At 72.6% G+C, this 23,401-nt stretch carries 15 protein-coding genes; 4 read left to right on the top strand and 11 right to left on the bottom strand.

Annotated elements, in window-relative coordinates; genetic code table 11:
• Nucleotides 1–37: 37 nt before the first annotated feature.
• Both ACFYOP_RS27025 and ACFYOP_RS27020 read right to left on the bottom strand, forming a co-directional pair.
• Nucleotides 38–289: a hypothetical protein gene (locus ACFYOP_RS27025; RefSeq protein ID WP_356895979.1), complete on the bottom strand. Its 252-nt coding sequence runs from the start codon at nt 287–289 to the stop codon at nt 38–40.
• A gap of 483 nt (nt 290–772) precedes the next feature.
• On the bottom strand, nt 773–1,189 hold the full coding sequence (locus ACFYOP_RS27020) for a hypothetical protein (protein ID WP_356895981.1): 417 nt from the start codon (nt 1,187–1,189) through the stop codon (nt 773–775).
• Nucleotides 1,190–1,225: 36 nt separating this feature from the next.
• Here ACFYOP_RS27020 and ACFYOP_RS27015 point away from each other — a divergent pair, with 36 nt between their 5' ends.
• Complete coding sequence (locus ACFYOP_RS27015; protein WP_356895983.1) at nt 1,226–2,233, top strand: FAD-dependent monooxygenase; 1,008 nt, start codon at nt 1,226–1,228, stop codon at nt 2,231–2,233.
• A 21-nt stretch (nt 2,234–2,254) separates the two neighbouring features.
• Nucleotides 2,255–2,941: an FMN-binding negative transcriptional regulator gene (locus ACFYOP_RS27010; protein ID WP_356895985.1), complete on the top strand. Its 687-nt coding sequence runs from the start codon at nt 2,255–2,257 to the stop codon at nt 2,939–2,941.
• Nucleotides 2,942–3,007: 66 nt separating this feature from the next.
• Here the strand turns inward: ACFYOP_RS27010 and ACFYOP_RS27005 are convergent, their stop codons facing one another.
• Nucleotides 3,008–3,652 (bottom strand): TetR family transcriptional regulator, encoded by a 645-nt coding sequence (locus tag ACFYOP_RS27005; RefSeq protein ID WP_123190087.1) that lies wholly within the window; start codon nt 3,650–3,652, stop codon nt 3,008–3,010.
• A gap of 149 nt (nt 3,653–3,801) precedes the next feature.
• Between ACFYOP_RS27005 and ACFYOP_RS27000 the strand changes: the two genes are divergently transcribed.
• Both ACFYOP_RS27000 and ACFYOP_RS26995 read left to right on the top strand, forming a co-directional pair.
• Nucleotides 3,802–5,298 (top strand): MFS transporter, encoded by a 1,497-nt coding sequence (locus ACFYOP_RS27000; protein WP_356895987.1) that lies wholly within the window; start codon nt 3,802–3,804, stop codon nt 5,296–5,298.
• Between the two features lie 219 nt (nt 5,299–5,517).
• On the top strand, nt 5,518–6,753 hold the full coding sequence (locus ACFYOP_RS26995) for a cytochrome P450 (protein ID WP_356895989.1): 1,236 nt from the start codon (nt 5,518–5,520) through the stop codon (nt 6,751–6,753).
• Here ACFYOP_RS26995 and ACFYOP_RS26990 read toward each other — a convergent pair.
• The 8 genes from ACFYOP_RS26990 to ACFYOP_RS26955 all read right to left on the bottom strand — a co-directional run.
• Nucleotides 6,707–9,532: an AAA family ATPase gene (locus ACFYOP_RS26990; RefSeq protein WP_356895991.1), complete on the bottom strand. Its 2,826-nt coding sequence runs from the start codon at nt 9,530–9,532 to the stop codon at nt 6,707–6,709. The genes ACFYOP_RS26995 and ACFYOP_RS26990 overlap by 47 nt on opposite strands.
• Nucleotides 9,533–9,797: 265 nt before the next feature.
• Complete coding sequence (locus ACFYOP_RS26985) at nt 9,798–11,891, bottom strand: HelD family protein (RefSeq protein ID WP_388453068.1); 2,094 nt, start codon at nt 11,889–11,891, stop codon at nt 9,798–9,800.
• Between the two features lie 384 nt (nt 11,892–12,275).
• Nucleotides 12,276–13,817, bottom strand: coding sequence for a prenyltransferase/squalene oxidase repeat-containing protein (locus ACFYOP_RS26980; RefSeq protein WP_356895993.1), 1,542 nt, complete (start codon nt 13,815–13,817; stop codon nt 12,276–12,278).
• Nucleotides 13,814–14,644: a glycoside hydrolase family 16 protein gene (locus ACFYOP_RS26975; protein WP_356895995.1), complete on the bottom strand. Its 831-nt coding sequence runs from the start codon at nt 14,642–14,644 to the stop codon at nt 13,814–13,816. The genes ACFYOP_RS26980 and ACFYOP_RS26975 overlap by 4 nt, the downstream gene beginning before the upstream one ends.
• Before the next feature lie 23 nt (nt 14,645–14,667).
• Nucleotides 14,668–17,823, bottom strand: a complete 3,156-nt coding sequence (locus ACFYOP_RS26970) for an amino acid adenylation domain-containing protein (protein ID WP_356895997.1) — start codon at nt 17,821–17,823, stop codon at nt 14,668–14,670.
• 86 nt (nt 17,824–17,909) lie between these two features.
• Entirely contained in the window at nt 17,910–18,740 is an 831-nt protein-coding gene (locus ACFYOP_RS26965; RefSeq protein WP_356895999.1) for a hypothetical protein, read from the bottom strand.
• Between the two features lie 192 nt (nt 18,741–18,932).
• Nucleotides 18,933–19,709: an alpha/beta fold hydrolase gene (locus ACFYOP_RS26960; RefSeq protein WP_356896001.1), complete on the bottom strand. Its 777-nt coding sequence runs from the start codon at nt 19,707–19,709 to the stop codon at nt 18,933–18,935.
• Nucleotides 19,706–23,401: beta-ketoacyl synthase N-terminal-like domain-containing protein (locus ACFYOP_RS26955; RefSeq protein WP_356896003.1), on the bottom strand; the 3,696-nt coding region annotated here is incomplete at its 5' end. The genes ACFYOP_RS26960 and ACFYOP_RS26955, both read right to left, overlap by 4 nt.

Below are 23,401 nucleotides of genomic sequence, written 5' to 3'. Positions count from 1 at the left end.
GCCCCGACTTCGACGGCAGCCCGCCGCACCCGTGGGCTCATCTGGAGCCTCCCGTCATGCGGATCGTGGTGGGTGCGAACATCCCCGAGGAGATCCGGAAGGTGGCACTGTAGGCGGCCACAGTCTGAGTCTTGTCCACGACCGGGATCAGGTCGGCGTTCTCGAACGAGGCAGTCTCCGCCTTGTTCCACAGCGGGCAGCCAGTCTCAACCGGAAGGGTGGCGGCCTTCGCCGTCAGGCGGTCGTAGGCCGTGTTCCTGATGTGGGCGAAGTTGTTGCCGTCGGGCATGAACGGACCGGAGAGCAGAGCGGTCAGCTGTGAGGGAAGGGTGACCCCGAGCGGGGCCCAGTTCAGGTCCCAGTTCTGCTTGACGGCCTCGACCTGGAAGTAGGCGGCGTCGGAGAGCCTCGGACGCCCTTCGAGTGTGCGTCAGGAAGCGCACTTAGCGCCCATGGTGCACGTAATGCACATTGATCTTGAGTCCGCTTTATGCTGAGTGGGTCGGTGACCTGCGGCTTTCTTATACCTGTTTTGTATAGACCTGTTTCTTGTGACCCATCATGTGGAGTGCGTGGCGATTCTCGAGCCTGCCGAAAAGGGCCGCTGACGTGCGGTTTCGCTGAGTGTGCGTTATGGGCGTTACGTGCGTTACGGGCGATATATTGACGCACGTTTGACGCACGAACGGCACGTTTGACGCACGAACGGCGCGACTTCTGACGGGTCGTCACGCACAGTTTGGTGGCTGCCAGCGAAGCTCGCAGCCGGTGGTTAATGGGCCCCGGAGGGGGCGGGGGGACGGCCGCCGAGCCGTCGGCTGACCTCGCCCTCGCGCCTCTCGATGCTGACGTTCCGTGACGCTGGGTGGAGCCTCAGTCGGGCGGCGTGTCGTGGGCTGTAGGGGCTCCAGTGCCCGAGGAATGGCTTCAGGTCGTCGGCTCGTGGTTCGGGGATGTCGGGCAGCCGGGGCGGCGTGCTCAGGAGGTCGAGGTGCTCCACGGTGGCTGACGTCCGGCTGATCCATGCTTCGGCTTCGGTCCTGGCCTGGCTCGGCAGCATGGCCTCGACTCGCGTGCGTACCGCGCTCATGTATGTGGTCAGTCGGGTGGCGTGGCGCCATGCCGCTTCCTGCGCTTCGAAGTGTCTGAAGCGGTACGCCTCGGCGTACTGGACGCGGGCTTCTTCCATGGCGGCTTCCCAGCGGATGCGCTTGACCCGGACCAGGTGACCGCCACCCTGGCAACCGCGCAGGGCACCGAGCAGGTGTCGGCCGCCTACCTCGTCGGTTGCGACGGGGGCCGCAGCCTGGTGCGCAAGCGACTCGGCATCTCCTTCGAGGGGTTCACCGAGACGGAGAAGCAACTGATCGTCGGGGACGTCGAGATCGGCGGACTCGCGCCCGACGCCTGGTACCAGTGGCTGGACCTCGACCTCGGTGTGGTCATGCTGTGCCCGCTCAGCGGCACGCGCTCCTGGCAGATCCAGGCCTCGCCCCCCGTCGACGCGGACGGCCGGCCCATGGAGCCGTCGGTGGAGGCCCTCCAGCGGGCCGTCGACCGGGCCGCGGGCATGCCGATCCGGGGCCATGACGCGACATGGCTGTCGACCTCGCGGATCAACGTACGCATGGCCGACCGGCTGCGGGTGGGCCGGGTGTTCCTGGCCGGGGACGCCGCGCACGTCCACCCCGTGCTCGGGGCGTTGGGCGCCAACGCCGGCGTGCAGGACGCCTACAACCTCGGCTGGAAGCTCGCGCTGGTCCTCGCCGGGGCGGCACCGGAGCTGCTCGACACCTGCCAGGAGGAGCGGCTCCCGGTGGCGCGCTGGACGCTGGACACCAGCGTGGCCAGCACCAGGGCCGTGTTCGAGGAGATGACCGGCGGCACCGGCGGCGCCGAGGCCGGCGACCGCGCCCCGGACTCGGTGTGCCTGGACATGGCCACCCGGCTCCTCCGGCTGTTCGACGTGTTCCGCGGCCCGCACTTCACGCTGCTCGGTTTCGGCGCCGACTGCGAGGCGGCCCTGCTCGAGGTGGCGTCCGCCGGCCCGGACGACCTCAGGACCTGCCTGCTCGGCGAACGACCGGCGGCCTACGGACTGCGCGCCGACACGCTGGTCCTCGTCCGCCCGGACGGCCACATCGGGCTCACCGCGCCGGCGGGGGACGGAGCGGCGGTGCTCGGCTACCTCGGTTCGTTGCTCGGCGGCGCGGTGTCCGCCACCACCGCCTGATCAGGCCCCATGGAAAGGAGAGTGCAGATCGTCTACCGCCCCGACTACTTCCGGCCGCCGGACCTGGGGACGCAGTGGGACCTCATCGAGGAGCACCCGCTGGGCCTGATGGCGCTGTCGGTGGAGGGCAGGCCCGCCGCCGTCCACATCCCGTTCGTGCTCGACCGGCACGCCTGGCCCTACGGCAAGCTGCGCGGGCATCTCTCGCGGGGCAACCCGATCTGTGAGGCGCTGGCCTGCAACGTCGAGGTGGTGGTGGCGTTCCTGGGCCCCAGCGCCTACATCTCGCCCGACCACTACGCCTCCCAGCCGCACTTCCCGACCTGGGCGTACGCGGCCGTGCACGTCACGGGCCGGCCGCGGCTGGACGAGGTGCGCACCATGCGCCAGCTGGACGACCTGATCGAGGACCAGGAGAGCTGGCTCGCGCCGAAGCGGCCCTGGTCGCTGCCGCGCCGGGCGAGCGCGCTGTTCGACGAGTACCTGCGGCTCATCGAGGGGTTCGAGATCCCGATCGGGCGCATCGACGGCGTGTACAAGCTCGCCCAGAACAAGTCCCCGGCCGACATGGCCTCCCAGGCACGGGCCTTCCGGGAGCGCGGCACGGACAGCATGGACCGGCTGGCCGACTCCATCGAGCGGCACAACAACCTGCCCAGGCAGGAGCCCGGGCATGGCCCGGATCAGCCGGCGGACGCGGCCGGCTGATCCGGCGTACGTCGGCAGAACGACGACGGCGCCGCCTCTTCGGAGGCGGCGCCGTCGTCGTCGGTTTCACTTCTGGGCGGCTGCCCCCGCCAGGCCCTGGCGCAGCAGGGCGTAGGCGTGGTCGGCGTCGGCCACCGCCTCGGGGTAGACCTCGTCAGCGGACCGGCCGGCGACGATGCGCTGCCAGTTCACCGACGCCAGGATGCGCTCGGTGGCGATGACCTGGCCGGCCAGCAGGGCGGCCGTGATCTCGCGGTCGGAGTCCAGCGCGTCGACCAGGGCCTGGGCGAGCGCCTCCTCGGCCTGGGCCAGGTACTGGCTGACGCGTGCCACCAGGCTGGGCGTGGAGTACACGAGGTGGTGGAAGGCGAGGACGTCCTCGTCGTCGTTGAGCCCCGTGATGGGGTCCCGGGCCGCCAGCCCGTCCAGGAAGTGCTGGTGCAGGGCGTCGATCGCGGACACCCCGGGCGGCCGCTCCGCGACGACGGTGCTGCTCACCGTCTGGTGGTCGGCGAAGCGGTGGACGACCAGGTCTTCCTTGGTGGGGAAGTACTTGAACAGTGTGGGTTTGGAGACCTCGGCGACGGCCGCGATGTCGACGACTGAGACCTGGTCGAACCCGTGTTCAAGGAAGAGCGTGATCGCCGTGTCGGAGATCGTCTCTCGCGTTCGCTGTTTCTTGCGCTCCCGCAAGCCCATCGGCGCATTCACCAGGCCACCCTAGCACATCCCCTTACCCGGGCAATCAGGTGACCGAGTCCGTGAATTGACTCGGTTAAGTAATCTGCTCTAGTGTCCGCCAGCGGAAGACGGACGGGCCGGACCGAGCGCCGCCCGCTGTGAGGGAAGGACATCAGGACATGGCACAGGCAACAGCGGCCTCCACCGAGAGGTCGGTGCGCTACCGGTGGTGGGGGCTGGGGGTGATCGCCCTGGCTCAGCTGATGGTCATGCTGGACATGACCATCGTGAACATCGCCCTCCCGTGGGCCCAGCAGGACACCGGGATGTCGGACGCGAGCCGGCAGTGGGTGGTCACCGCCTACACCCTCGCCTTCGGTGCCCTGCTGCTGCTCGGCGGACGGGTCGGCGATCTCGTGGGGCGCAGGCGCGCCTTCGTGGCCGGCGCCGTCGGCTTCGCCGTCGCCTCGGTGGCGGGCGGCGCCGCGCCGAACGCCGAGGTGCTCGTCGGCGCCCGCGCGGCGCAGGGCGTGTTCGCCGCGCTGCTCGTGCCCTCGACCCTGGCCATGCTCGCCACCACCTTCACCGAACCGCGCGAACGCGCCAAGGCGTTCGGTGTCTTCAGCTCGGTCGCCAGCGCCGGTGGCGCCATCGGCCTGCTGGGCGGCGGCGTGATCACCGAGTACCTCGACTGGCGCTGGTGCTTCTACGTCAACGTGCCGATCGGCGTGGCCGTGGTGGCCGGGGCCTTGCTGTTGCTGCCGGCGATGCCCGCCAACCGCCAGCGCGTGGACGTCCCCGGCGCGGTGCTCTCCGCCTGCGGCATGCTCGCCCTCGTCTACGCCTTCGACCAGGCGGCGACCCACAGCTGGACCTCGCCCCGCGTCCTCGGCTGCCTCGCGGCCGCCGTGGTCCTGCTCGCCGCGTTCGGCCTCACCCAGGCCAGGGGGCCGGCTCCGCTGCTCCCGCTGCGGCTGGTCGCCGACCGCAACCGGGCGGGAGCGAGCCTGACCATCGCCCTGGCCATGGTCAGCCTGTTCGGCCTGTTCCTGATCCTCACCTACCAGTTGCAGGTGGTGATGGACTTCTCGCCGCTGCGCACGGGGCTGGCGATCCTGCCGGCGACCGTGGCGACGGTGCTCACCTCCACCCAGATCGCCGCCCGGCTGGTGCCCCGCGTCCCGCTGCGCCTGCTGGTCGTGCCGGGCCTGTTCATCGCCATGCTGGGCCTGCTCAACCTCGGCCGGCTCACCCCCGACAGCTCCTACGCCTCGACGCTGATGCCCACCCAGATCTTGCTCGGCATCGGTGTCGGACTGGTGATCTCGCCGTGCATCAGCGCCGCCACCTACCGCGTGCCGCCGCAGGAGGTGGGCGTGGTGTCGGCCTTCGTCTCCACCTCCCAGCAGCTGGGCGGCTCCATCGGCACGGCCCTGCTCAACGCCATCGCCACCAGCGTGACCGCCGACCGGATTGCGGGCGGCGGCCGTGGTGAACGGGCCGTGACCGAGGCGACCGTCCACGGCTACGCCGTCGCGAGCCTGTGGGCCGCGGGCATCACCGCCCTCGCCGCCGTACTCGCCGGCCTGCTGATCACCATCGACCTGCGCAAGCCCGCCCAGGCTCCCCCGGAGCAGGCGCGTGCCACGGAAGGCGACCTGGCGTCCAGCAACTGACCGTGCCCCCACCGGACCAGCAGTCGCCGGGTGACCTCCCCCGGCCTGGTGGCTGCTCCGGCCGCCCGCCGGGGCTCACACAACCAACCGGCGGGCGGCCCCTATTAGGCCCCTAGACCCCCTCTTCTCGCCGTGGATCGGCTTCGGCCCGCCAAGGGCGTACATAGGCTCAGCGCGACCCGCGAACGGCCCGGAGCCGTCATTTTCGAGGATGTGCCCATGCTTCAGGATTCAGCCCCTCTGGAACTCGACGACGCATTCATGCAGGACCCCCACTCCGTGTACACCCGGCTCAACGCCGAAGGCTCGGCGCACCGGGTGATGATGCCTCCCGGGGTCCCCGTGTGCGGCGGACTGCCGGTGTGGCTGATCACCGGATACGAGGAGGTGCGCTCGGCGCTCGCGGACCCCCGGCTGAGCACCGACCTCAACAGGACGGACCGGCTGTTCGCGCAGAACGAGCCCGACCGCAACAAGCGCGGCGCGTTCTCCTCCGCCCTCGCCACCCACATGCTGCACTCCGACCCGCCGGACCACACCCGGCTGCGCAAGCTGGTGAACAAGGCGTTCACCAGCCGGGCCATCGAAAAGCTCCGGCCGGAGATCGAGCAGATCACCGGCGAACTGCTCGCCGCCCTGCCGGACGAGGACCCGGTGGACCTGCTGGACGCGTTCGCGTTCCCGCTGCCGATCCGGGTGATCTGCCTGCTGCTGGGCGTGCCGCTGGAGGAGCAGGAGAACTTCAAGTCCTGGTCCAAGGCGCTCGTCTCCGGCGACTCGCCTGCGGCGACCGCCGCCGCGTCGACCGCGATGATCGAGTACCTCGGCGACCTCATCGAGCGCAAGCGCCGTACGCCCACCGACGACGTGCTCGCCGCGCTGGTCTCGGCGCGTGACGTCGACGACCGGCTCACCGAGACCGAACTGGTCTCGATGGCCTTCCTGTTGTTCATCGGCGGCCACGAGACCACCGTCAACACCCTCGGCAACGGCACGCTGCACCTGATGCGCAACCTGGACCAGTGGGAGGCGCTGCGCCAGGACCGCTCCCTGCTGCCCGGCGCCGTGGAGGAGTTCCTGCGGCTGGAGAGCCCGCTGAAGCACGCCACCTTCCGGTGCGCCACGGAGGACCTGCGCATCGGCGACACCGAGATCCCGGCCGGCGACTTCGTGCTGCTGGCACTGGCCTCCGCCAACCGGGATCCGGAGCGCTTCGGCGATCCGCACACGCTGGACGTCCGCAGGCCCACCGGCGGCCATGTCGCCTTCGGGCACGGCATCCACTACTGCCTCGGGGCGCCCCTGGCGAGGATGGAGGCGCAGATCGCCTTCGGCGCGCTGCTGGACACCTTCCCCGCCATGCGGCTCGCGGTCGACCCCGAGGACGTGCGGTGGCGCACCAGCACGCTCATCCGCGGGCTCCACTCACTGCCGGTGCGGCTGAACCGCCCATAGTGTCCAGGCTCTGCGGCAGTTCGTCACGGCGGGACAGGCTGAGCTTGCGCAGCACACGCGTCATGTGCTGCTCGACCGTGCTGACCGTGATGAACAGCCGCCGGGCGATTTCCCGGTTGGTGTGCCCCTCCGCCGCCAGGGCGGCGACCCGCAGTTCGGCCTCGGACAGCACGTCGTGGACCTGCTCGGAGGCCTCGTGCCCGGCGGCGCACACCCGGCCGTCGGCCGACCGCTCCGCGTCCGGCAGCAGGCTCTGGCTGAGCGGCTGCGCATGGCACTTCTTCGCCATCCGGTAGGCGCGGCGTACGATCACCCGGGCCCGGTTGGACTTGCCCAGCAGATGGTAGACACGGCCCAGATCGCCCAGCGCGTGCGCCAGCAGCAGATCGCACCCGGAGTCCTGGAGTTCGTCCACGGCCTCCCGCAGCGCCCGCAGCCGCTGCTGGGGCTCCATCGTCGAAGCCATCAGACGCAGGGCGTTGCCGTGCACCCGGGGGTGGCCCTTGTGCCGGGCCAGTTCCTCCCGCAGATACGTCACGGCCTGGTCCGGCTCGCCCAGGCGCAGCCGGGCCTCGGCCACCCCGGAGCGCCACGGGATGAGCGTGGTGTCGGCCACCCCCCAGCTCTCCAGGGCCTTGCCGCACGCCAGGAAGTCGCCGAGCGCGGCCTGAAGTCTCCCGGTGGCCAGGTGGAACTGGCCCCGGGCGTACAGGTAGTGCTGGCCGAAGAGGGTCTGGAAGACCGCCTCGGGCACCGGCCGGCCGAGCCGGGCCCGCGCCTCGTCGTAGCGGCCCATCGCAGTCAGCGCGTACACCGAACTCGCCAGCGGCAGGCCGATGCTGATCCCCCAGCCCCGGGACGACATCCGCGACAGGGCCAGGTCGCTGTGCCGCTCGGCCTCCAGCAGCCGGCCCTGCCGGATGAGGTTCGCCGCCCGCAGCGAGGACAGCAGCGCGTCCCGGGTGGGGATGTTGCGCTCGCGGGCCGCCTCCAGCAGCGTGGTGCACCAGGCGTCGACCTGCTCGGTGCGGTCGGCGTAGAACAGCGTCATCAGCGCCAGCGGGATGGTCTCAAGCGTCGGCGTCAGACTGGACATCTCCAGCACATGGGCGGCGCCGACCACGGCCGGCCCGGGTTCGCCGCCCCGCAGGACGACGGACAGGGCGGTGGCCGCGTGCAGCCGCGGCTGCTCGGCAATCGCCGCGGGGGCGATCTCGTGCGTGACGTCGACGGACACCTCGCCGAACATGCGCCGGTGGAACGGCGGGCACAGCACGGACAGCCACCGCTGCAGCGCCCGCACCTCGGCCACGCCCTCCTCGCCCGGGTCGTCGGCCAGCTGCCGGTCGACCAGCTCCAGCACCTCCGCGGCCTCGTCCACATAGCCGTGCCAGACCAGGTTCTTGATCAGGGACATCGCGCCCGACGTGGCCGTGAGATGCCCGGCCTGGAGCGCCTCCTTCAGTTCCGGGAGCCGCCGCATCGCCTTGGCCGGGTCGACCTGCCAGGCAGACAGCGTGCGCTGGAACAGGATGGACGCCCGCAGCGGCCCGTCCGGGCAGATGGCGTGGGCCAGGTCGAACAGCCGCATCGCCTTGGGGAACTCGTCCTGGGCGATCGCGTCGGCCGCGGCTTCCCGGAGCAGTGGCGGCGCCCAGGATTCCGCTATGCCTCCCGCCGCCACGATGTGCTCGGCCACCGTGGCCGGATGTGCGCCGTTGTCGTGCAGCAGTACGGCGGCCCGCCCGTGCAGCCGCGCCCGCTCCTCGGCGGAGACCTCGCCTCCCAGCACGGTGTGCATCCTCGGGTGGCGGAAGCCCGGCCCCGCCAGCAGGCCGGCCTGGGTCAGCTCCTGAAGGTGCCGGGTGGGCGGGTTCGTGCTGTTGCGGTCGAGCAGCACCGACAGCGCGTCCGGCCCCAGCACCGCCAGGTGCCGGGCGAGATCGGCCGCGGGCGCGCTGACCCGGTGGGCGCAGTCGACCACCGCGGAGTCGAACATCTCCCCGGCGACAGGCCGTAACGCGGCCGCGCCCGTGTACGTGCCCTGCAGGGCGTTGCAGGTGTCCTCGACCAGCGCCCGCGTCAGCAGCGGGCTGCCCCCGCTCGCCGCGTGCAACTCCGCGGCGCCGGCCTCGTCGGCGGGCATGTCCAGCCGCTCGGTGAGCAGCAGCCGGATGTCGCCGGCGGTCAGCGGGCCGACCCGCAGCTGATGGAATCCGGGCTGCCGGGCGAACTCGGCCCGCGCGGCGGCGTACGGGGGCAGGGCCTGCGGCCGGTCGGTGAACACCGCCAGGACCCGGGAGGCGACCATGCGGCGGGCGAGGTGCCCGAGGCAGCCCAGCGACTCGGGGTCGGCCTCGTGGATGTCGTCGACGGCGAGGACGAGGGAGTGGTCGTCGGCCAATTCCATGACGGCCGCGCAGAATTCATCCATGGCCTTCTCGCGTTCACCTTCCGGTGCCCGGGTGACCGCCGCAAGGCTGCGGCCGACGGCTGCGAGCGTGTCACTCGTACGCTGTGAAGCTCCTTTGAATCGCCCTGTGCGCCACAGGAGTTGATGGACCACGCCCCAGGAGTTGGCGCGCTCCCTCGGGGAGCAGGCCGCTCTCAGGACGAGGGAACCGGACTTCGCCGCGCTCTGGGTGAATTCGTGGAGGAGGGCGGTCTTGCCGATCCCCGCAGGGCCACTGACCAGGGCGATCGGACCCGCTCCGCGGTCGCGTGCGGTCAGCAGGTCATGCAATCGGGTGAGTTGTATGTCCCGTCCGACGATGGACATCCGCAGGTGCTCCTAAGGTGCCGAGGCTTCGGTATGTCTTCAGCCATCCTGCAACTTCAGACAGTCCGCGGGATCTTCAGTGATCATCGCCACAGGGATTTGGCGCAAGTGTCACCGTCGACAACGGCAATTCGGCCAACTCCGAAAGCCAGGGCAATTTTCCGCCTTGGGGTTCTTCAAAGAGGCGTAAAGAAAATGCGGCCCGGGGGAATCCCCGGGCCGCACCTCTCGGACAGGTCTCGACCGTTCTCGGACGGTCCGCGCCTCAGGCGGCGAGCGGCTCCGGCAGCGGCCGGGCGTGCAGGACGTCGAGACGGGACACCGCACGCGTCACCACGACGTACAGCCGGTGCAGTCCGCGCGGCTCGGACTCGACGATCGCGGCCGGCTCCACCACGACGACATGGTCGTACTCCAGGCCCTTGACGACCGTCGCGGGCAGCACGGTCACCCGGGCGGCCGTGCCGACCTGCTCGGCCGTCGCCGTCTCGATGCCCGCCCGGCGCAGCGCCGCCGAGGTGGCGGCGACCGCGTCGTCGGCGGCGATGACGGCGACCGACCCCTCGCGGTCGAGGGCCGCGCGGACGGCGGACACGGTGGCGGACGCCAGGTCGTCGACGGCGCTGACCGTCAACTCGCCGTCATGGCGCAGCGAGCGGGCCGGCGGCACGTCCACGCCCAGGGCGCCCACCAGCCGGTTGGCCAGCTCCATCACCGCGGCGGGCACACGGAAGCCGGTGGTCAGCGGGACGACCGTGGCCTGCGCCTTGCCCAGGTGCGTCAGCTGCTCCTGCCAGGTCCGCGCCGACCACGGCGCCGTCGCCTGGGCCAGGTCGCCCAGCACCGTGATGGAGCCGAACGCGCTGCGCCGGGCGATCGCCCGGCACTGCATCGGCGACAGGTCCTGGGCCTCGTCCACGACCACATGGCCGTAGCCCTCGGGGCGTTCGATGAGCCCCGCGACCTCGTCGAGCAGCAGCATGTCCTCGACCGACCAGGTGGCGCTCTTCTCCGACCGCGGAGGCTTCGCCCACAGCAGGGCCCGCTGCTCGGCGGCGTCGAACACCCCGTCCGCCGCGGCCTCCATCACCGCCGGATCGCTCAGCAGCGTGGCCACGACCTCCTCCGGCCGCGCCACCGGCCACGCTGCCTCCAGCAGCGCGGCGACCGGCTTCGAACGGCCGATCTTGCGCGCCCAGGTCACGCTCTTCGGGCCGGCCCGCCGCTCGGCCTGCTGCTGGATCAGCGTGACCACCCGCGAACGCACATGCTCGCGGCCGATCCCGTACGGCACCCCCATGCCCCGCACCTCGTCGATGACCCGGGCCAGGTCGTACGAGTCCACCCGCCAGCGGTACGAGCCGTCGGTGACCGCGATGGACTCCTCCGAGTGCCTCACCCGGGCGTACAGCGCGCGCTCAAGGACGGTGGCCATACGGTCGCTGTGCTTCAGGGCGCTGACGTCCTCGGATTCCGCCCGCCGCACCGGGTGCCGTGCGACGACGTCCTCCACCGTCAGCTGGGCGATGTCGATCTCGCCCAGCGACGGCAGCACCTCGGAGATGTAGCGCAGGAAGGTGCGGTTCGGGCCGATGATCAGCAGACCGCTGCGCTGCAGCCGCTCGGGGAACGTGTAGAGGAGATACGCGGCGCGGTGCAGGCCGACGGCGGTCTTGCCGCTGCCCGGGGCGCCCTGCACACAGACCGACTCGTTCAGCTCGCTGCGGACCAGGTTGTCCTGTTCCGGCTGGATGGTGGCGACGATGTCGCGCATCGGGCCGAGGCGAGGCCGCTCGATCTCGGCGGCGACGATCGCGCTCGCCGCGTCGGCGCCGTCGTCGCCGCGGGCGTGGTCGAGGTGCTCGTCCTCAAGTCCGGTGAGGTCCTCGGGAGCGCCGTGGCTCCACGGCGCCCACCCGAAGCGCCGCCGTACCGCGACGCCGTGCGGCTCCAGGGCGCTCGCCTGGTAGTAGGTGCGGGAGACCGGCGCACGCCAGTCGATCACCAGGGGCGGTGCGGCCGGGTGTTCCGAGATCCGCCTGCGGCCGATGTAGTACCGCTGCCGCCGGTGGTCCCCTGCCTCCTCGGCGTCCTCGAAGTCGAGCCGGCCGAAGAACAGCGGGCTGTCGGGCTCCTCCGCCATCTGCTGTGCGCGGGTGCGCAGGTAGCGGCCGAGCGCCTCGGCACTCGCGCCGTCACCCGACACGTCCTCGCCCGCGACGACCTGGTACTGGGCATCGTCCACCTGCCGGGTCATCGCCTCGCGGCACACCGCGACGTACGCACGCCCCAGGGCCAGCTCGTCGTCGAGTCCGACGGCCTCCTGGGTGCCGTACGTGTCCTGGACGTGTGACGTCATCGATCGACCTTTCCGAAGTGACGGCCTTGCGCGCCGCCCGACGAGGCCGGACGGCGAATTCCGGGTCCCAGCATAACTGAACCCGGTTAATAGACTGGCTGAGTTGTGTTATTGCTGGCCGGATACCGACGGCCTACGCGCAGTGCTCCGAGCGGGCGCGTACGGCTGGGCGCGACCAGCGCTCCGCGCGGCCGGTGTCGACCGGGCCGCGGCCGGAGTTGCCGGGGGTCTGCTGCCGCCGGGTCGCGGTCACGTTCCGAGCGGCCGGTTGTCGCCGGGCGTGCCTAGTGCTTCGAGCGGCCGGGCATCGCCGGGTGGGACCAGCGGTGCCGGCGCAGCCGGCGGCTGGTGACCGCCGGCCGCCGGCAGCGCTTCGGTGGCCCGTTACCGCCTGGCCGCGATCAGTGCGCCCAGCACCGCCGCGTGGACCAGATGGCCGGGGGCGTACAGCTCCTTGCCGATCCACAGTGGGGGGTGGTGTTCGGCGTCCAGGCCGTGCTTCAGGAGGAAGGCGCAGCCTCGGTGTACGGCCTGGGTCGTCTCCTCGGAGCGGGCGTCTCCGTCGGCGGTGAGTTCCAGCAGGGTGCGTACCGCGTAGGCCGTCTCCTCCGGTGTGCCGTCCCAGCGGCCCCAGGAGCCGTCCTCGTGCTGCCGGTGCAGGAGCCAGTCGACGGACCTGCCGAGGGCTTCGGCCGACGCCGGGCCGGCGTACCGGTGCAGGGCCAGGGCGCAGCGCATCGTCGCGAAGTAGGGCGAGGCGTGCCACTTGTCGGACCAGCTGCCGTCCGGCCCCTGGCGGTCGCGCAGCCACGACGCGATCCGGGCGACGGCGTCCCGGTACCGGTCCCCCTCAGCAGGAGGACCGTCGGCCAGGTGGCAGCCCAACGCCTCCAGGATGTGCGCGTTGGTGGTCGTGGACGGCTCGTGCTCCGGGATGGTGGACATGAAGTGGCTGCCCGCGTCGTACTGCCACAGGTACTCCGGCTCCTGCGGCGCCCCCAGGCGGGCCAGGGCCGTCAGGACGATCGCGCTGGTCTCCGCCTCGTACGCGAACCCCGGCGCGGTCGGCGCCCCGGACCGGCCGACGTCACCCGGCAGCTCCTTCAGCAGCGGAGCGAGCACCTCACGCTCCACCCCAGCCGTCGCCAGGTTTCCGGCGATCCACGCCCGCTCGTAGTACACGATCGAGGTCATCGCGGGGACCGCGCCGGATCCCCGCTCCTGGGCCTGCCGCAGGAAGCGCACCGAGGGGTGCGGGGGGTCGGCCGGCTCCTGCGGGCCGAGCCAGGCGGCGGTCGCGGCAGCGGAACAGCCGACGACCCCGTCGACCGGCTCCATCTCGGCGGCGCCGACGGCCGCCGGGCCCACGATCTCCAGGTAGTGACCGGCGAGCGGGTTGCGCCAGGCACCCCCGCGCAGCCCACGCAGCGCCCCGTCGGTCAGCCCGTGCGGCAGCGCCAGCGGCTGCACCGGTCCGTCCCCGAGGACGGCGAGCCGGGCGTTGATCCCCTCCACCAGAGCGGGGATGACCATGAAGAACACGACCGTCGACGGCACCGGCTCCTCGGCGCTGCGCGCCACCAGCGCGGCCGCCGCCGCGAGCCCCCGCCGCGCGGCCTCGACGAGCGCCGCGGGCGGCAGCGGCAACTCGCCGCCCTCCCGGCCCAGCACGGCCAGCAGCGCCTCCGTCGCGCTCAGCGTCGGCACGAGGGCGTACCCGCCGGGGCCGCCCCAACTGTCGTCGGACCGCTGCTCGTCGAGGAGATACCGGACCCGGGCGGCGTCCCCGTCCAGCCACGGGGCCAGCGACACCAGCCGGGCCGTCTCGTACACCGAGGGACCCAGCGCGCCGGTCGGGTCGTCCAGCACCCGCTCGACAAGCTCGGCGACGAGCCTGTCGAGGTCCACGTCCGTGGGCGCGCTCACGCGGGGAGCTCCTCGGAGACGGTGATGCTGTCGACGAGCAGCGACGACGGCAGCGTCGCCGGGTCGGGGTCGCCCGGCAGGACCGGGCCGCCGGGGCTGCCGATGATGATCGCCAGACAGAAGTACACGGGCTGGTCGAACAGCCAGCCCTTCGGAGTGGTGTCCTGCGGGGTCAGCTTCAGGTACTCGCGGCCGTCCAGGTACCAGGTGATCGAGTCGGGGCCGCGCCGCCAGACCGCCGAGTAGGTGTGGAAGTCCGCGCTGAGCGGGCTGCCGTCCTCAGTGGTCGTACGGGCGCCCATGCCCAGGGACGGGATCTGGTGGCACTCGGGGGAGTGGACGGCACCCCACACCGAGTCCGGCTCGGAGCCGAGCGCCTCCAGGACGTCGATCTCCCCGGCCCGGTACCACGCCTGCACCGGGTCCTCGTCACCCCGGTGCCGCAACTGTGTGCCCCAGGCCCACAGCGCGCAGTCCAGGCCCGGACCCGCAGCGGTCTTCACCCGGGCGTCCAGGCGCAGCGCGCCGCCGGGCCGCGGCACGAAGTCCTCGCGCCGGGTCTCCAGCCACGCCGCCCGGTACTCCCCGTCCTCGTGCGTGGCGGTGATCCGCAGGTGCCCGGCGCCGTCGAGGCCGACGTTCGCGGGGTCGTCCGTGTGGAACTCGATGCCGGCGCCGAACGGCTGCCCGGTGACGACCTGCCACAGGGCGGGGTCGGGTGGGGACCCGGCCGGGCCCTCGAACGTGTCCTGCCACAGGACCTTCCACGACGGCGGCGCGGTCGCGGCGGCCGGGGCGGTGGCGTGCTTCTCGTTCACGGTCTCCATGTCTTTCTCGGGCTCCGTCTTCCTCAGTTGCCCGGGGCCGACGGTGCGGCGGCGTCCGGATCGAGATGCTCGGCCATGGCGAGCGGGGTGGGATGGGCGAACAGGTCGGCCAGGCGCACAGGCATACTCAGCGTCTTCTCGATGCGCTGCACGAGCTGCGCGCCGAGCAGCGAATGCCCGCCGCTGTCGAAGAAGTTGGCGTGCGGGCCGAGGTCGGTCCGGCCGAGCGTGCTCTGCCACAGGGCGAGCAGCCGCCCGGCCGTCCCCGACTGCGCCTCGGGCGAGGCCGCTTCCGCCCCCGCGGCCGCACTGCGCTCGGAGCGGCGCTGCTCGGCGAGGCGGGTCAGCGCGAGATGGTCCCGCTTCTCGTTGGCGGTGGTCGGCAGCGACTCCAGCACGACGATCTCCTGGGGTACGGCGGCGGAGGGCAGCAGGGACCGGGCATGGGCCGTCAGCCCGGCGGTGTCCACCTCGGCCACGCCGTCCCCTCCCTCCGCTCCTTGCGCCGGTTCCACGAACGCGACCAGGGCGGCGTCCGGCCCGCCGCGCCCCACCACGACGACGGCGACGTCCCGTACGTCCGGACGGTCGAGCAGCACCGCCTCCACCTCGCCCAGTTCGATCCGATGGCCGCGCAGCTTGATCTGGCGGTCGGTCCGGCCCAGCAGCTCGACGCTGCCGTCGGGCCGCAGCCGGGCCAGGTCGCAGGTGCGATAGTGGCGCCCGTACGCGGGATGGTCGCGGAAGCGGTCCGCCGTCAGCTCGGGGCGGTTGTGATAGCCCAGCGCGATGCCCGCTCCGGCGATGCACAGCTCGCCCTGCACACCGACCGGCAGCTCCCGGCCGTCCGGGTCGACGACGAACACCTGGGTGTTGGCGATCGGACGGCCCACGTCCGCGCGGACCACCTCGTCCGGCACCGGCCCCGAGGTGGACCAGATGGTCGTCTCGGAGGGGCCGTACACATTGAGCAGTGAGTCGCCCGAGGCGGCCAGCGTGCGGGCCAGCGTCGGCGGCAGCGGCTCCCCGCCGCAGACCAGGCGCCGGCCGGCGAGCTGCCCGTCCGCCGCGTCGGCGACGACCCGCCAGGTCGTCGGGGTGGCCTGCACGATGCCGACGTCGTGCGCGACGACCTCGGCGAGCAGGGCGCGGCCGTCGGTGCGGGCCTCGTCGGAGGCCACGACCAGCCGTCCGCCGCACACCAGCGGCAGGAACAGCTCCAGGGCGGAGATGTCGAAGGCGAAGGTCGTCAGCCACAGCACGGCGTCGTCCGCGGTGACCTTCAGCTCCTCGGCGAAGTGCTGGACCACGTTGGCGAGGCTGCGGTGGCCGACCAGGGTGCCCTTCGGCTTCCCCGTCGAGCCGGACGTGTAGATCAGGTAGGCGCAGCAATCCGGATCGGGGCCGCCGGCACCGGGGTCCGGCGGCGGGCCGGAGCCGTCCCGCGCGAGCGGCTCCAGCGGAACGACCCGCGCCCGGACCCCCTCGGGCAGCTCCACGTCCGGCGCCGTGAGCACTGCCTGCGCGCCGGAGTCCTCCAGGACGTACGCCAGGCGCTGCACGGGGTGCTCCGGATCGACGGGCAGATACACCGCTCCGGCCAGCCACACCCCGAGGGCCGCGGCCGCGAGTTCGGGACCCCGGGGCGCGGCGAGCGCGACGATGTCACCGGCCCTCACCCCGGCGTCCGCCAGGACGTCCCGGGTGTGCTCGGCGGCCCGCCACAGCTCGGCGTACGTCGTGCTGCGACCGTCGCCCACGACGGCCGGCGCGGACGGCGTCAGCGCCACCCGCTCCCGCACCGCCGCGAGCACGCTGGGCGGATCCACCGGGCGCGCGGTGTCGTTGCTCGCGGCCAGCACGGCGAGGTCGGAGGGCCCGGCCAGCGGCAGTTCGCCCATCGGCCGGTCCGGCCCCTCCGCGGCCGCGAGCAGCAGCGCCTCGAAGCGTTCGAGCAGCCCCTGTACGTCGGCCCGGTCCAGCACCTGCGTGTAGTACGCGGCCCGGACGGTCACCTTGTCCGCCGAGGACAGGAAGAAGAACTCCAGGTCGAACTTGCTGAAGCCGTTCTCCACCGGGAGCCTGCGGGCCGTGGTGTCGCCGAGGGGGAAGCTCGTACGGCCGTCGTCCGGAACGTAGTTGAACAGATGGCGGAAGACGGTGTTGCGCCAGGAGGCGCCGCCGTCCCTGCGCAGTTCCGGCAGCAGGACGTCGACCGGCACATCGGCGTGGGCGACCGCCCCGAGGAACGCGTCGCGGGCGGTCCGCACCAGGTCGCGGAAGCCGCCGCCGAGGTCGACGGGTATGCGCAGCGGCAGGGTGTTGACGTGGTAGCCGACGGCCCTGGACGCCTCGCGCGCCCGGACGTTGACCGGGGTGCCCACCACCAGGTCGGGACCCGCGCCGTGCCGGGCCAGCAGCAGGCCGTACGCAGCCAGCAGCACCACCGCCTCCGGCGCGCGCAGCTTCTTCTGCAGCCGGCGCAGTACCTCGGTCGCCCGCGGGGACAGGTCGGCCGTGATCTGGTCACCGGTGAGGGTCGGCTCGGGAAGATCCTCGCTGCCGCACCACAGGGCGAGGCCCGCGGCGTCAGCCCCGGCCAGCTGCCCGCGCCAGTACTCCACGGCAGCCGCGCGGGGAGCGGGCTCCCGGTACGGCGGCTGCGCGGCCAGCAGCTCCGCGGGTGGCGCGGCACCGGCCGCGAGCGCCGTGTACCCGGCGGTGAACTCCTCCAGCAGGACCGCGCCGGAGACCGTGTCGAAGACCAGGTGGTGGACGGCGAGACAGAACGCGTCGCCGTCCGCGCACCTCACCCGCGCGGCCCGCACCAGCGGCCGCCCGTCGATGTCGAAGGGACGCGCGATGAACTCCCCGACGACAGCGGCGACCTCCCCCGGCTCCGCCGCCAGCTGCTCGGCCTCGATCCGCAGAGCAGCGGGGTCGAGCACCTCCTTGACGAGGCCCGCCTGCTCCTGCCGGAACACCGTGCGCAGCGCCTCGTGCCGGCGCAGCAGCAGATCGACCGTGCCCTGGAGTGCCGGGCCGAGCAGCGGCCCGTCGGCCTGAAGGGCGACGGAGAGGTTGTTGACCCCCTTGACGGGCACCAGCTCGTCCAGGAGCCAGAGGGCGTGCTCCTTGCTGTCGGCCGGGCGGGACCGGACTTCCGTTGCTTCTGGCATTCCAACCGTTCCGTGGGTTCGCGGGAATTCGCGGTGGGGCGTACGTACGGGATTCGCGCGTACGGGACTTGCGCGTAGGTGACTTCTCAGGCGGGCCTGTCCGCGCCGAGCAGCTCGGTCACCGTGCAGGTGACACCGGGGTCGCGCAGTAGGTCGACGTGCGGGACGTCGACGCGCAGTTCCCGGCCCACGGCGATGTCCTGGCCGGCCGCGCGGGAGCCGTTCAGACCGCTCGTGGGCGACGAGGACGTGACGGCGACGGCCTCCCGCCACGCGGGCAGAGGGTCGATGTCCGCGGCCGCGATCAGATAGCCGACGAACGACGCGAAGACCGCGGTGATCTCCTCCGTCCGCTTGGCGTCCAGCTCCAGCCGGTCGAAGGCGGGCTTGGCGGTACGCCGGTACACGTCGAGGAGTTCGGCGCCCAGCGCGGCCATCGTCGTGTGCTGCTCGTGCGCCCGCCGCGCCTCGTCCGCCGCCTGCGCGGTCTCCTCGGCACTCAGCAGGGCGGACATGGAGTCGAGGACCTTGTAGAACTGCGAGTACAGGGTCAGCGGGCCGGACTGCTCGGGGTCGAACAGCACCAGCGCGGGCGCCTGTTCCTGCCGGGCGGCGAGGCGCTGCGCGATCGCGCCCGCGTAGACGCCGCCGACACAGAAGCCGAACACCGCACGGACCGGGCGGCCGTCGGCCGCCACCTCCTCCAGCCACCGCTCGACGGGGTCGGCATCGCCGGCACCGGTCCCGGCCTCCTGGGGAATCGTCTCCCAGATCGAGCAGGGCAGCAGGTCACCCAGACCCGAGGCCAGATCGGTGAAGCGGCCCTCGGCCCGGCCGGTGGCGTCGAAGTCCACGGCGAGCACGAGCTCGTGCGCGTCCGCGTTGCCGAGAACCCGCCACGTCTGCGGATCGGTCATGGTTCGGGATCCCCCATGGTCTGTGGAAAACACTGCGTTCGGTTCGGTGGAAAACGGTGAACTCGCGTTCGTGGAGAACGGTGAATGCACGTCCGAGGACAGTGGATTCGTGTTCGGGGACGGTGAATTCGCGTCCGTGGAATACGGAGAATGCGCGGTCACGCTAACTTCGCCTCCTGGCTCGGATAACCCCTAGCCGACCCCTGCGACCCCCAGCCGCGTGGCCAGCACCTCGGCGACCGCGTCGGTCTGCTCCGAGACGTAGAAGTGACCGCCGCCGAAGACCCGCAGGTCGAACGGGCCGGTGGTGTGCTCCTGCCAGGCCCGGGCCTCCTCCACGGTGGTCTTCGGGTCGTTGTCGCCGGTCAGCGCGACGACGGAGCAGCCGACGGCCGCGCCCGGCGCGCTGCGGTAGCGCTCGATCGCCTTGTAGTCGGCCCGCAGGGACGGCAGGAACATCCGGACGATGTCCTCGTCGTCCAGCGCCGCCTGCGCGGTGCCGTCCAAGGCGCGGATCTCCCGCAGCAGCGCGTCGTCGCCCTTGCGGTGCAGGTCCTCGCTGCGGTGCCGGGAAGGGGCCCGGCGCCCCGACACGAACAGGGACACGGGCGTCACGCCCGCCCGCTGCTCCAGCCGCGCGGCCACCTCGAAGGCGACGGACGCGCCCATGCTGTGCCCGAACAGGGCGAGCGGGCGGTCGGTGCCGACGGCCTCGACGACCGCGTCGAACGCGGCGTCGGCCAGCTCGTGCAGGTCCTCGAAGGCGGGCTCCCGATGCCGGTCCTGACGGCCGGGATACTGCACGGCCACCACGTCCAGCCGCCCGGCGAGCGCCCGGGACAGTGCGTGGAAGGACGTGGCCGAGCCGCCGGCGTGCGGGAAGCACACCAGGGTGACACCGTCGGCGGGCGCCGGCTGGTAGCGGCGGATCCAGGGGCTCTCGATGGGTGCGGTACGTGTGGGGGTCATGACGCGGTCCTCTTCATTTCCTCGTGCAGGTGCGCGGCGAGCTCTGCCGGCGTGGGGTGGTCGTAGATCAGCGTGGGCGGCAGGTCGAGGCCCGTCACCTTGGTGAGCCGGCCGCTCAGCTCGACGGCCGTCAGCGAGGCGAACCCGGCGTCCAGGAAGTCCTGTCCGGCCGGCAGCGCGTGCGGGTCGGCGTGCCCGAGCACCGCGGAAGCGGCCGACCGCACGGCCTCCAGCAGCAGCGCCGGCAGCTCGTCCTCCGGCGCGTCGGCCAGGGCCCGCGCCAGGTGCCCGTCGTCCTCGGACGGCTGGGCGTCCTCCGGCGCGTCCATGGCGGTGGTGGCGCGGCTGTGGTCCCAGGCCGACAGCAGCGACAGCACCGCGTTCAGGGAGTCGGCCTCACGGGCAGAGTCGACGTCGAGCAGCGCGGCCAGAGCGCCGACGTCCCGGCTGCCGACAGCGCGCCAGAACCGCCGCTCCAGGTCGCCGCCGCCGGCCGGCGTCTGCTGCGGCCCGGACGGCAGCCAGTACGCTGTGCGCTGGAAGGCGTACGTCGGCAGCTCGACCGTACGGGCGCCGGTCGGGGCGAACACCGCCGCCCAGTCCGGGGACACGCCATGGACGTACAGTTCGGCGACGGCCGTGGCCAGCGCCCGGGCATCGGTGCGGTCGCGCCGCTGGACGGGTACCACCAGCGCCTGACCGCCGAGGCATTCCCGGGCCATCGCGGCCAGCACCGCGTCCGGGCCGACCTCGACGTACGCGGTCACGCCCTCCTTTTCCAGACGCGTCAGCTGATCGGCGAAACGCACCGCCTCCCGCGCGTGCCGCACCCAGTAGCCGGGGTCCTGGAACAGCCCGTCCGACGCGGTCTCCCCGGTGACGTCGGAGACGACGGGGATACGCGGCGCCCGGTACGACACCTCGCGCGCGACCGCCGCGAACTCGTCGAGTACCGGATCCAGCAGCGGCGAGTGGAAGGCGTGACTGACCCGCAGCCGACGGGTCCTGCGGCCCAGAGCCCTGAAGTGCGCGGTGATCTCCTCGACCGCGCCCTCGCGGCCCGACACGACCACGGCCGACGGCCCGTTGACCGCGGCCACCCCCACCTCGTGCGTCCGCCCGGCCAGCAGCGGCAGCACCTCGTCCTCGGCCGCCTGCAGCGAGGCCATGGCCCCGTCGGCGGGCAGCGACTGCATCAGCCGGCCACGGGCCGCCACGAGGCGCGCCGCGTCGGGCAGGTCGAAGACCCCGGCGACATGGGCCGCCGCCAGCTCACCGATCGAGTGCCCCGCCAGCAGCTCCGGCCGCAGCCCCCACGCCTCAAGCAGCCGGAACAGCGCCACCTCGACGGCGAACAGCGCGGGCTGGGCGTAATCGGTGCGGTCCAGCAGCTCTGCCTCCGGGGTGCCGGACTCCGCGAACACCACCTTCACCAGGGGCCGTTCCAGCAGCGGCCCGAACTGCGCGCAGACCTCGTCGAACGCCGCCGCGAACACCTCGGACGAGGCGTACAGCTCCCGGCACATCCCGGGCCGCTGGGTGCCCTGCCCCGAGAACAGAAAGGCGACCTTGTGACCGCCCGCGGCGGCACCCGTCACCACGGACGGCGAACCCTCGCCACGGGCCAGCGCCTCGAGCGCGGCGAGCCGCTCCGTCGGGTCCTCACCGAGAACCGCACCCCGGTACGCGAACGCGGACCGGGTCGTGGCCAGCGACAGCCCGACCTGCGCGGCAGTCAGCTCCGGCCGCGCCTGTACGAAGTTCCGCAGCCGCGCCGCCTGGGCGCGCAGGGCCTCCGGACTCCTGCCGGACAGCACCCACGGCAGGGCGACGACCCCGCCCGGCTCGCCCTCCTCGGCCCCGGCCTCGTCCGGCGCGGCATGCTCCAGGACGACATGGGCGTTGGTCCCGCTGATCCCGAATGACGACACGGCCGCCCGCCGGGCACGGCCGGTCTCCGGCCACTCGGTGGTCTCCGCCAGCAGCGAGACGGCGCCGGAGTCCCAGTTCACATGGGTGGAGGGAGTGTCGACGTGCAGCGTCCGGGGGAGCAGGCCGTGGGCCATGGCCATGACCATCTTGATGACGCCGCCGACGCCGGCGGCGGCCTGGGTGTGGCCGATGTTGGACTTCAACGACCCCAGCCACAGCGGCTGTTCGGCGGTGTGCTCCTGCCCGTACGTCGCCAGCAGCGCCTGCGCTTCGATGGGGTCGCCGAGGATCGTGCCGGTGCCGTGGGCCTCCACCGCGTCGACGTCCGCGCCGGTCAGCCTCGCACTGGACAGGGCCTGGCGGATCACCCGCTGCTGCGCGGGCCCGTTCGGGGCGGTGAGGCCGTTGCTCGCGCCGTCCTGGTTCACCGCGCTGCCCCGCACCACCGCCAGCACGGGGTGGCCGTTGAGGCGCGCGTCCGACAGCCGCTCCAGCAGCACGACGCCCGCGCCCTCGCCCCAGCCCGTGCCGTCCGCGGAGTCCGCGAACGCCTTGCACCGCCCGTCGCGGGCCAGCCCCCGCTGCCGGCTGAACCCGATGAACGTGCCGGGCGTGGTCATCACGGTCACGCCGCCCGCGAGCGCCAGCGAGCACTCGCCGTTGCGCAGCGACTGCGCGGCCAGATGCAGGGCCACCAGCGACGAGGAACAGGCCGTGTCGACCGTGATGGCCGGGCCTTCCAGACCCAGGTGGTACGCCACCCGGCCAGAGACGATGCTGCCGGAACTGCCGTTGCCGAGGAACGCCTCCAGCCCCTCCGGCACCTCGGTGACCTGCGTGCCGTAGTCGTGGTACATGACGCCGGCGAAGACGCCCGTACGGCTGCCCCGCAGGGTCCGCGGGTCGATGCCGGCCCGTTCCACGGCCTCCCAGGAGGTCTCCAGGAGCAGGCGCTGCTGGGGGTCCATGGCGAGCGCCTCACGGGGCGAGATGCCGAAGAACGCCGGGTCGAAGTCGGCGGCGTCGTACAGGAATCCGCCTTCCACCGCGTACGTCGTGCGGGGGTGGTCCGGGTCCGGGTGGTACAGCGCCTCCGTGTCCCAGCCGCGGTCGGCGGGGAACCCGGAGATCGCGTCGCCGCCGGAGCGCACCAGCCGCCACAGGTCCTCCGGAGTGCGCACCCCGCCCGGATAACGGCAGGCCATGGCCACGACGGCCACCGCGTCCTCGTCGGGGTCCAGTTCGCTGCGCCGAGCCGGGCCGGCCGCGGTGCCGGGCTCGTCACCGAGGGCCTCGGGGACCAGATACCGGGCCAGTTCGACCGGGCTCGGATGGTCGAACACCAGCGTGGCCGGCAGCCGTAGCCCGGTGGCCGAGGCCAGCCGGTTGCGCAGCTCGATGCCCGTCAGCGAGTCGAACCCGAGGTCCTTGAAGCTGAGTTCGGCCTCGACACCCCCGGCGCCCGCGTACCCCAGGATCCCGGCGGTGTGCTCCCGCACCAGGCCGAGCATCGACGCCATCCGCTCGGTCGGCTCCAACTCGCCCAGCCGGGCGACCAGAGACCGGCTCTGCGGTTCGGCTTCCGCCCGGGCGGCGGCGCGGCGCACCTGGCGGCGTACCAGCCCGCGCAGCAACGCCGGCACGGGCTCCTCCGCGCCGAGGGAACGCCGCAGCGCCGCCACGTCGAGCCGGATCGGCAGCAGGTGCGGCTCGCCCGCCGCGCACGCGGCGTCGAACAGCTCCAGCCCCTCGTCCGCGGA

Source organism: Streptomyces sp. NPDC006294 (genome assembly GCF_042870895.1).
GTDB lineage: Bacteria > Actinomycetota > Actinomycetes > Streptomycetales > Streptomycetaceae > Streptomyces.
Note: the sequence above shows the minus strand (reverse complement) of the source record. Positions and strands in the feature narration are given on the sequence as shown.

What these genes read in the sequence shown, in the direction of transcription:
- ACFYOP_RS27025 (WP_356895979.1), bottom strand. Translation starts at nt 289, where the DNA reads ATGCCCGACGGCAACAACTTCGCCCACATCAGGAACACGGCCTACGAC.
- ACFYOP_RS27020 (WP_356895981.1), bottom strand. Translation starts at nt 1,189, where the DNA reads ATGGAAGAAGCCCGCGTCCAGTACGCCGAGGCGTACCGCTTCAGACAC.
- ACFYOP_RS27000 (WP_356895987.1), top strand. Translation starts at nt 3,802, where the DNA reads ATGGCACAGGCAACAGCGGCCTCCACCGAGAGGTCGGTGCGCTACCGG.
- ACFYOP_RS26995 (WP_356895989.1), top strand. Translation starts at nt 5,518, where the DNA reads ATGCTTCAGGATTCAGCCCCTCTGGAACTCGACGACGCATTCATGCAG.
- ACFYOP_RS26990 (WP_356895991.1), bottom strand. Translation starts at nt 9,532, where the DNA reads ATGTCCATCGTCGGACGGGACATACAACTCACCCGATTGCATGACCTG.
- ACFYOP_RS26985 (WP_388453068.1), bottom strand. Translation starts at nt 11,891, where the DNA reads ATGACGTCACACGTCCAGGACACGTACGGCACCCAGGAGGCCGTCGGA.
- ACFYOP_RS26975 (WP_356895995.1), bottom strand. Translation starts at nt 14,644, where the DNA reads ATGGAGACCGTGAACGAGAAGCACGCCACCGCCCCGGCCGCCGCGACC.
- ACFYOP_RS26970 (WP_356895997.1), bottom strand. Translation starts at nt 17,823, where the DNA reads ATGCCAGAAGCAACGGAAGTCCGGTCCCGCCCGGCCGACAGCAAGGAG.
- ACFYOP_RS26965 (WP_356895999.1), bottom strand. Translation starts at nt 18,740, where the DNA reads ATGACCGATCCGCAGACGTGGCGGGTTCTCGGCAACGCGGACGCGCAC.
- ACFYOP_RS26960 (WP_356896001.1), bottom strand. Translation starts at nt 19,709, where the DNA reads ATGACCCCCACACGTACCGCACCCATCGAGAGCCCCTGGATCCGCCGC.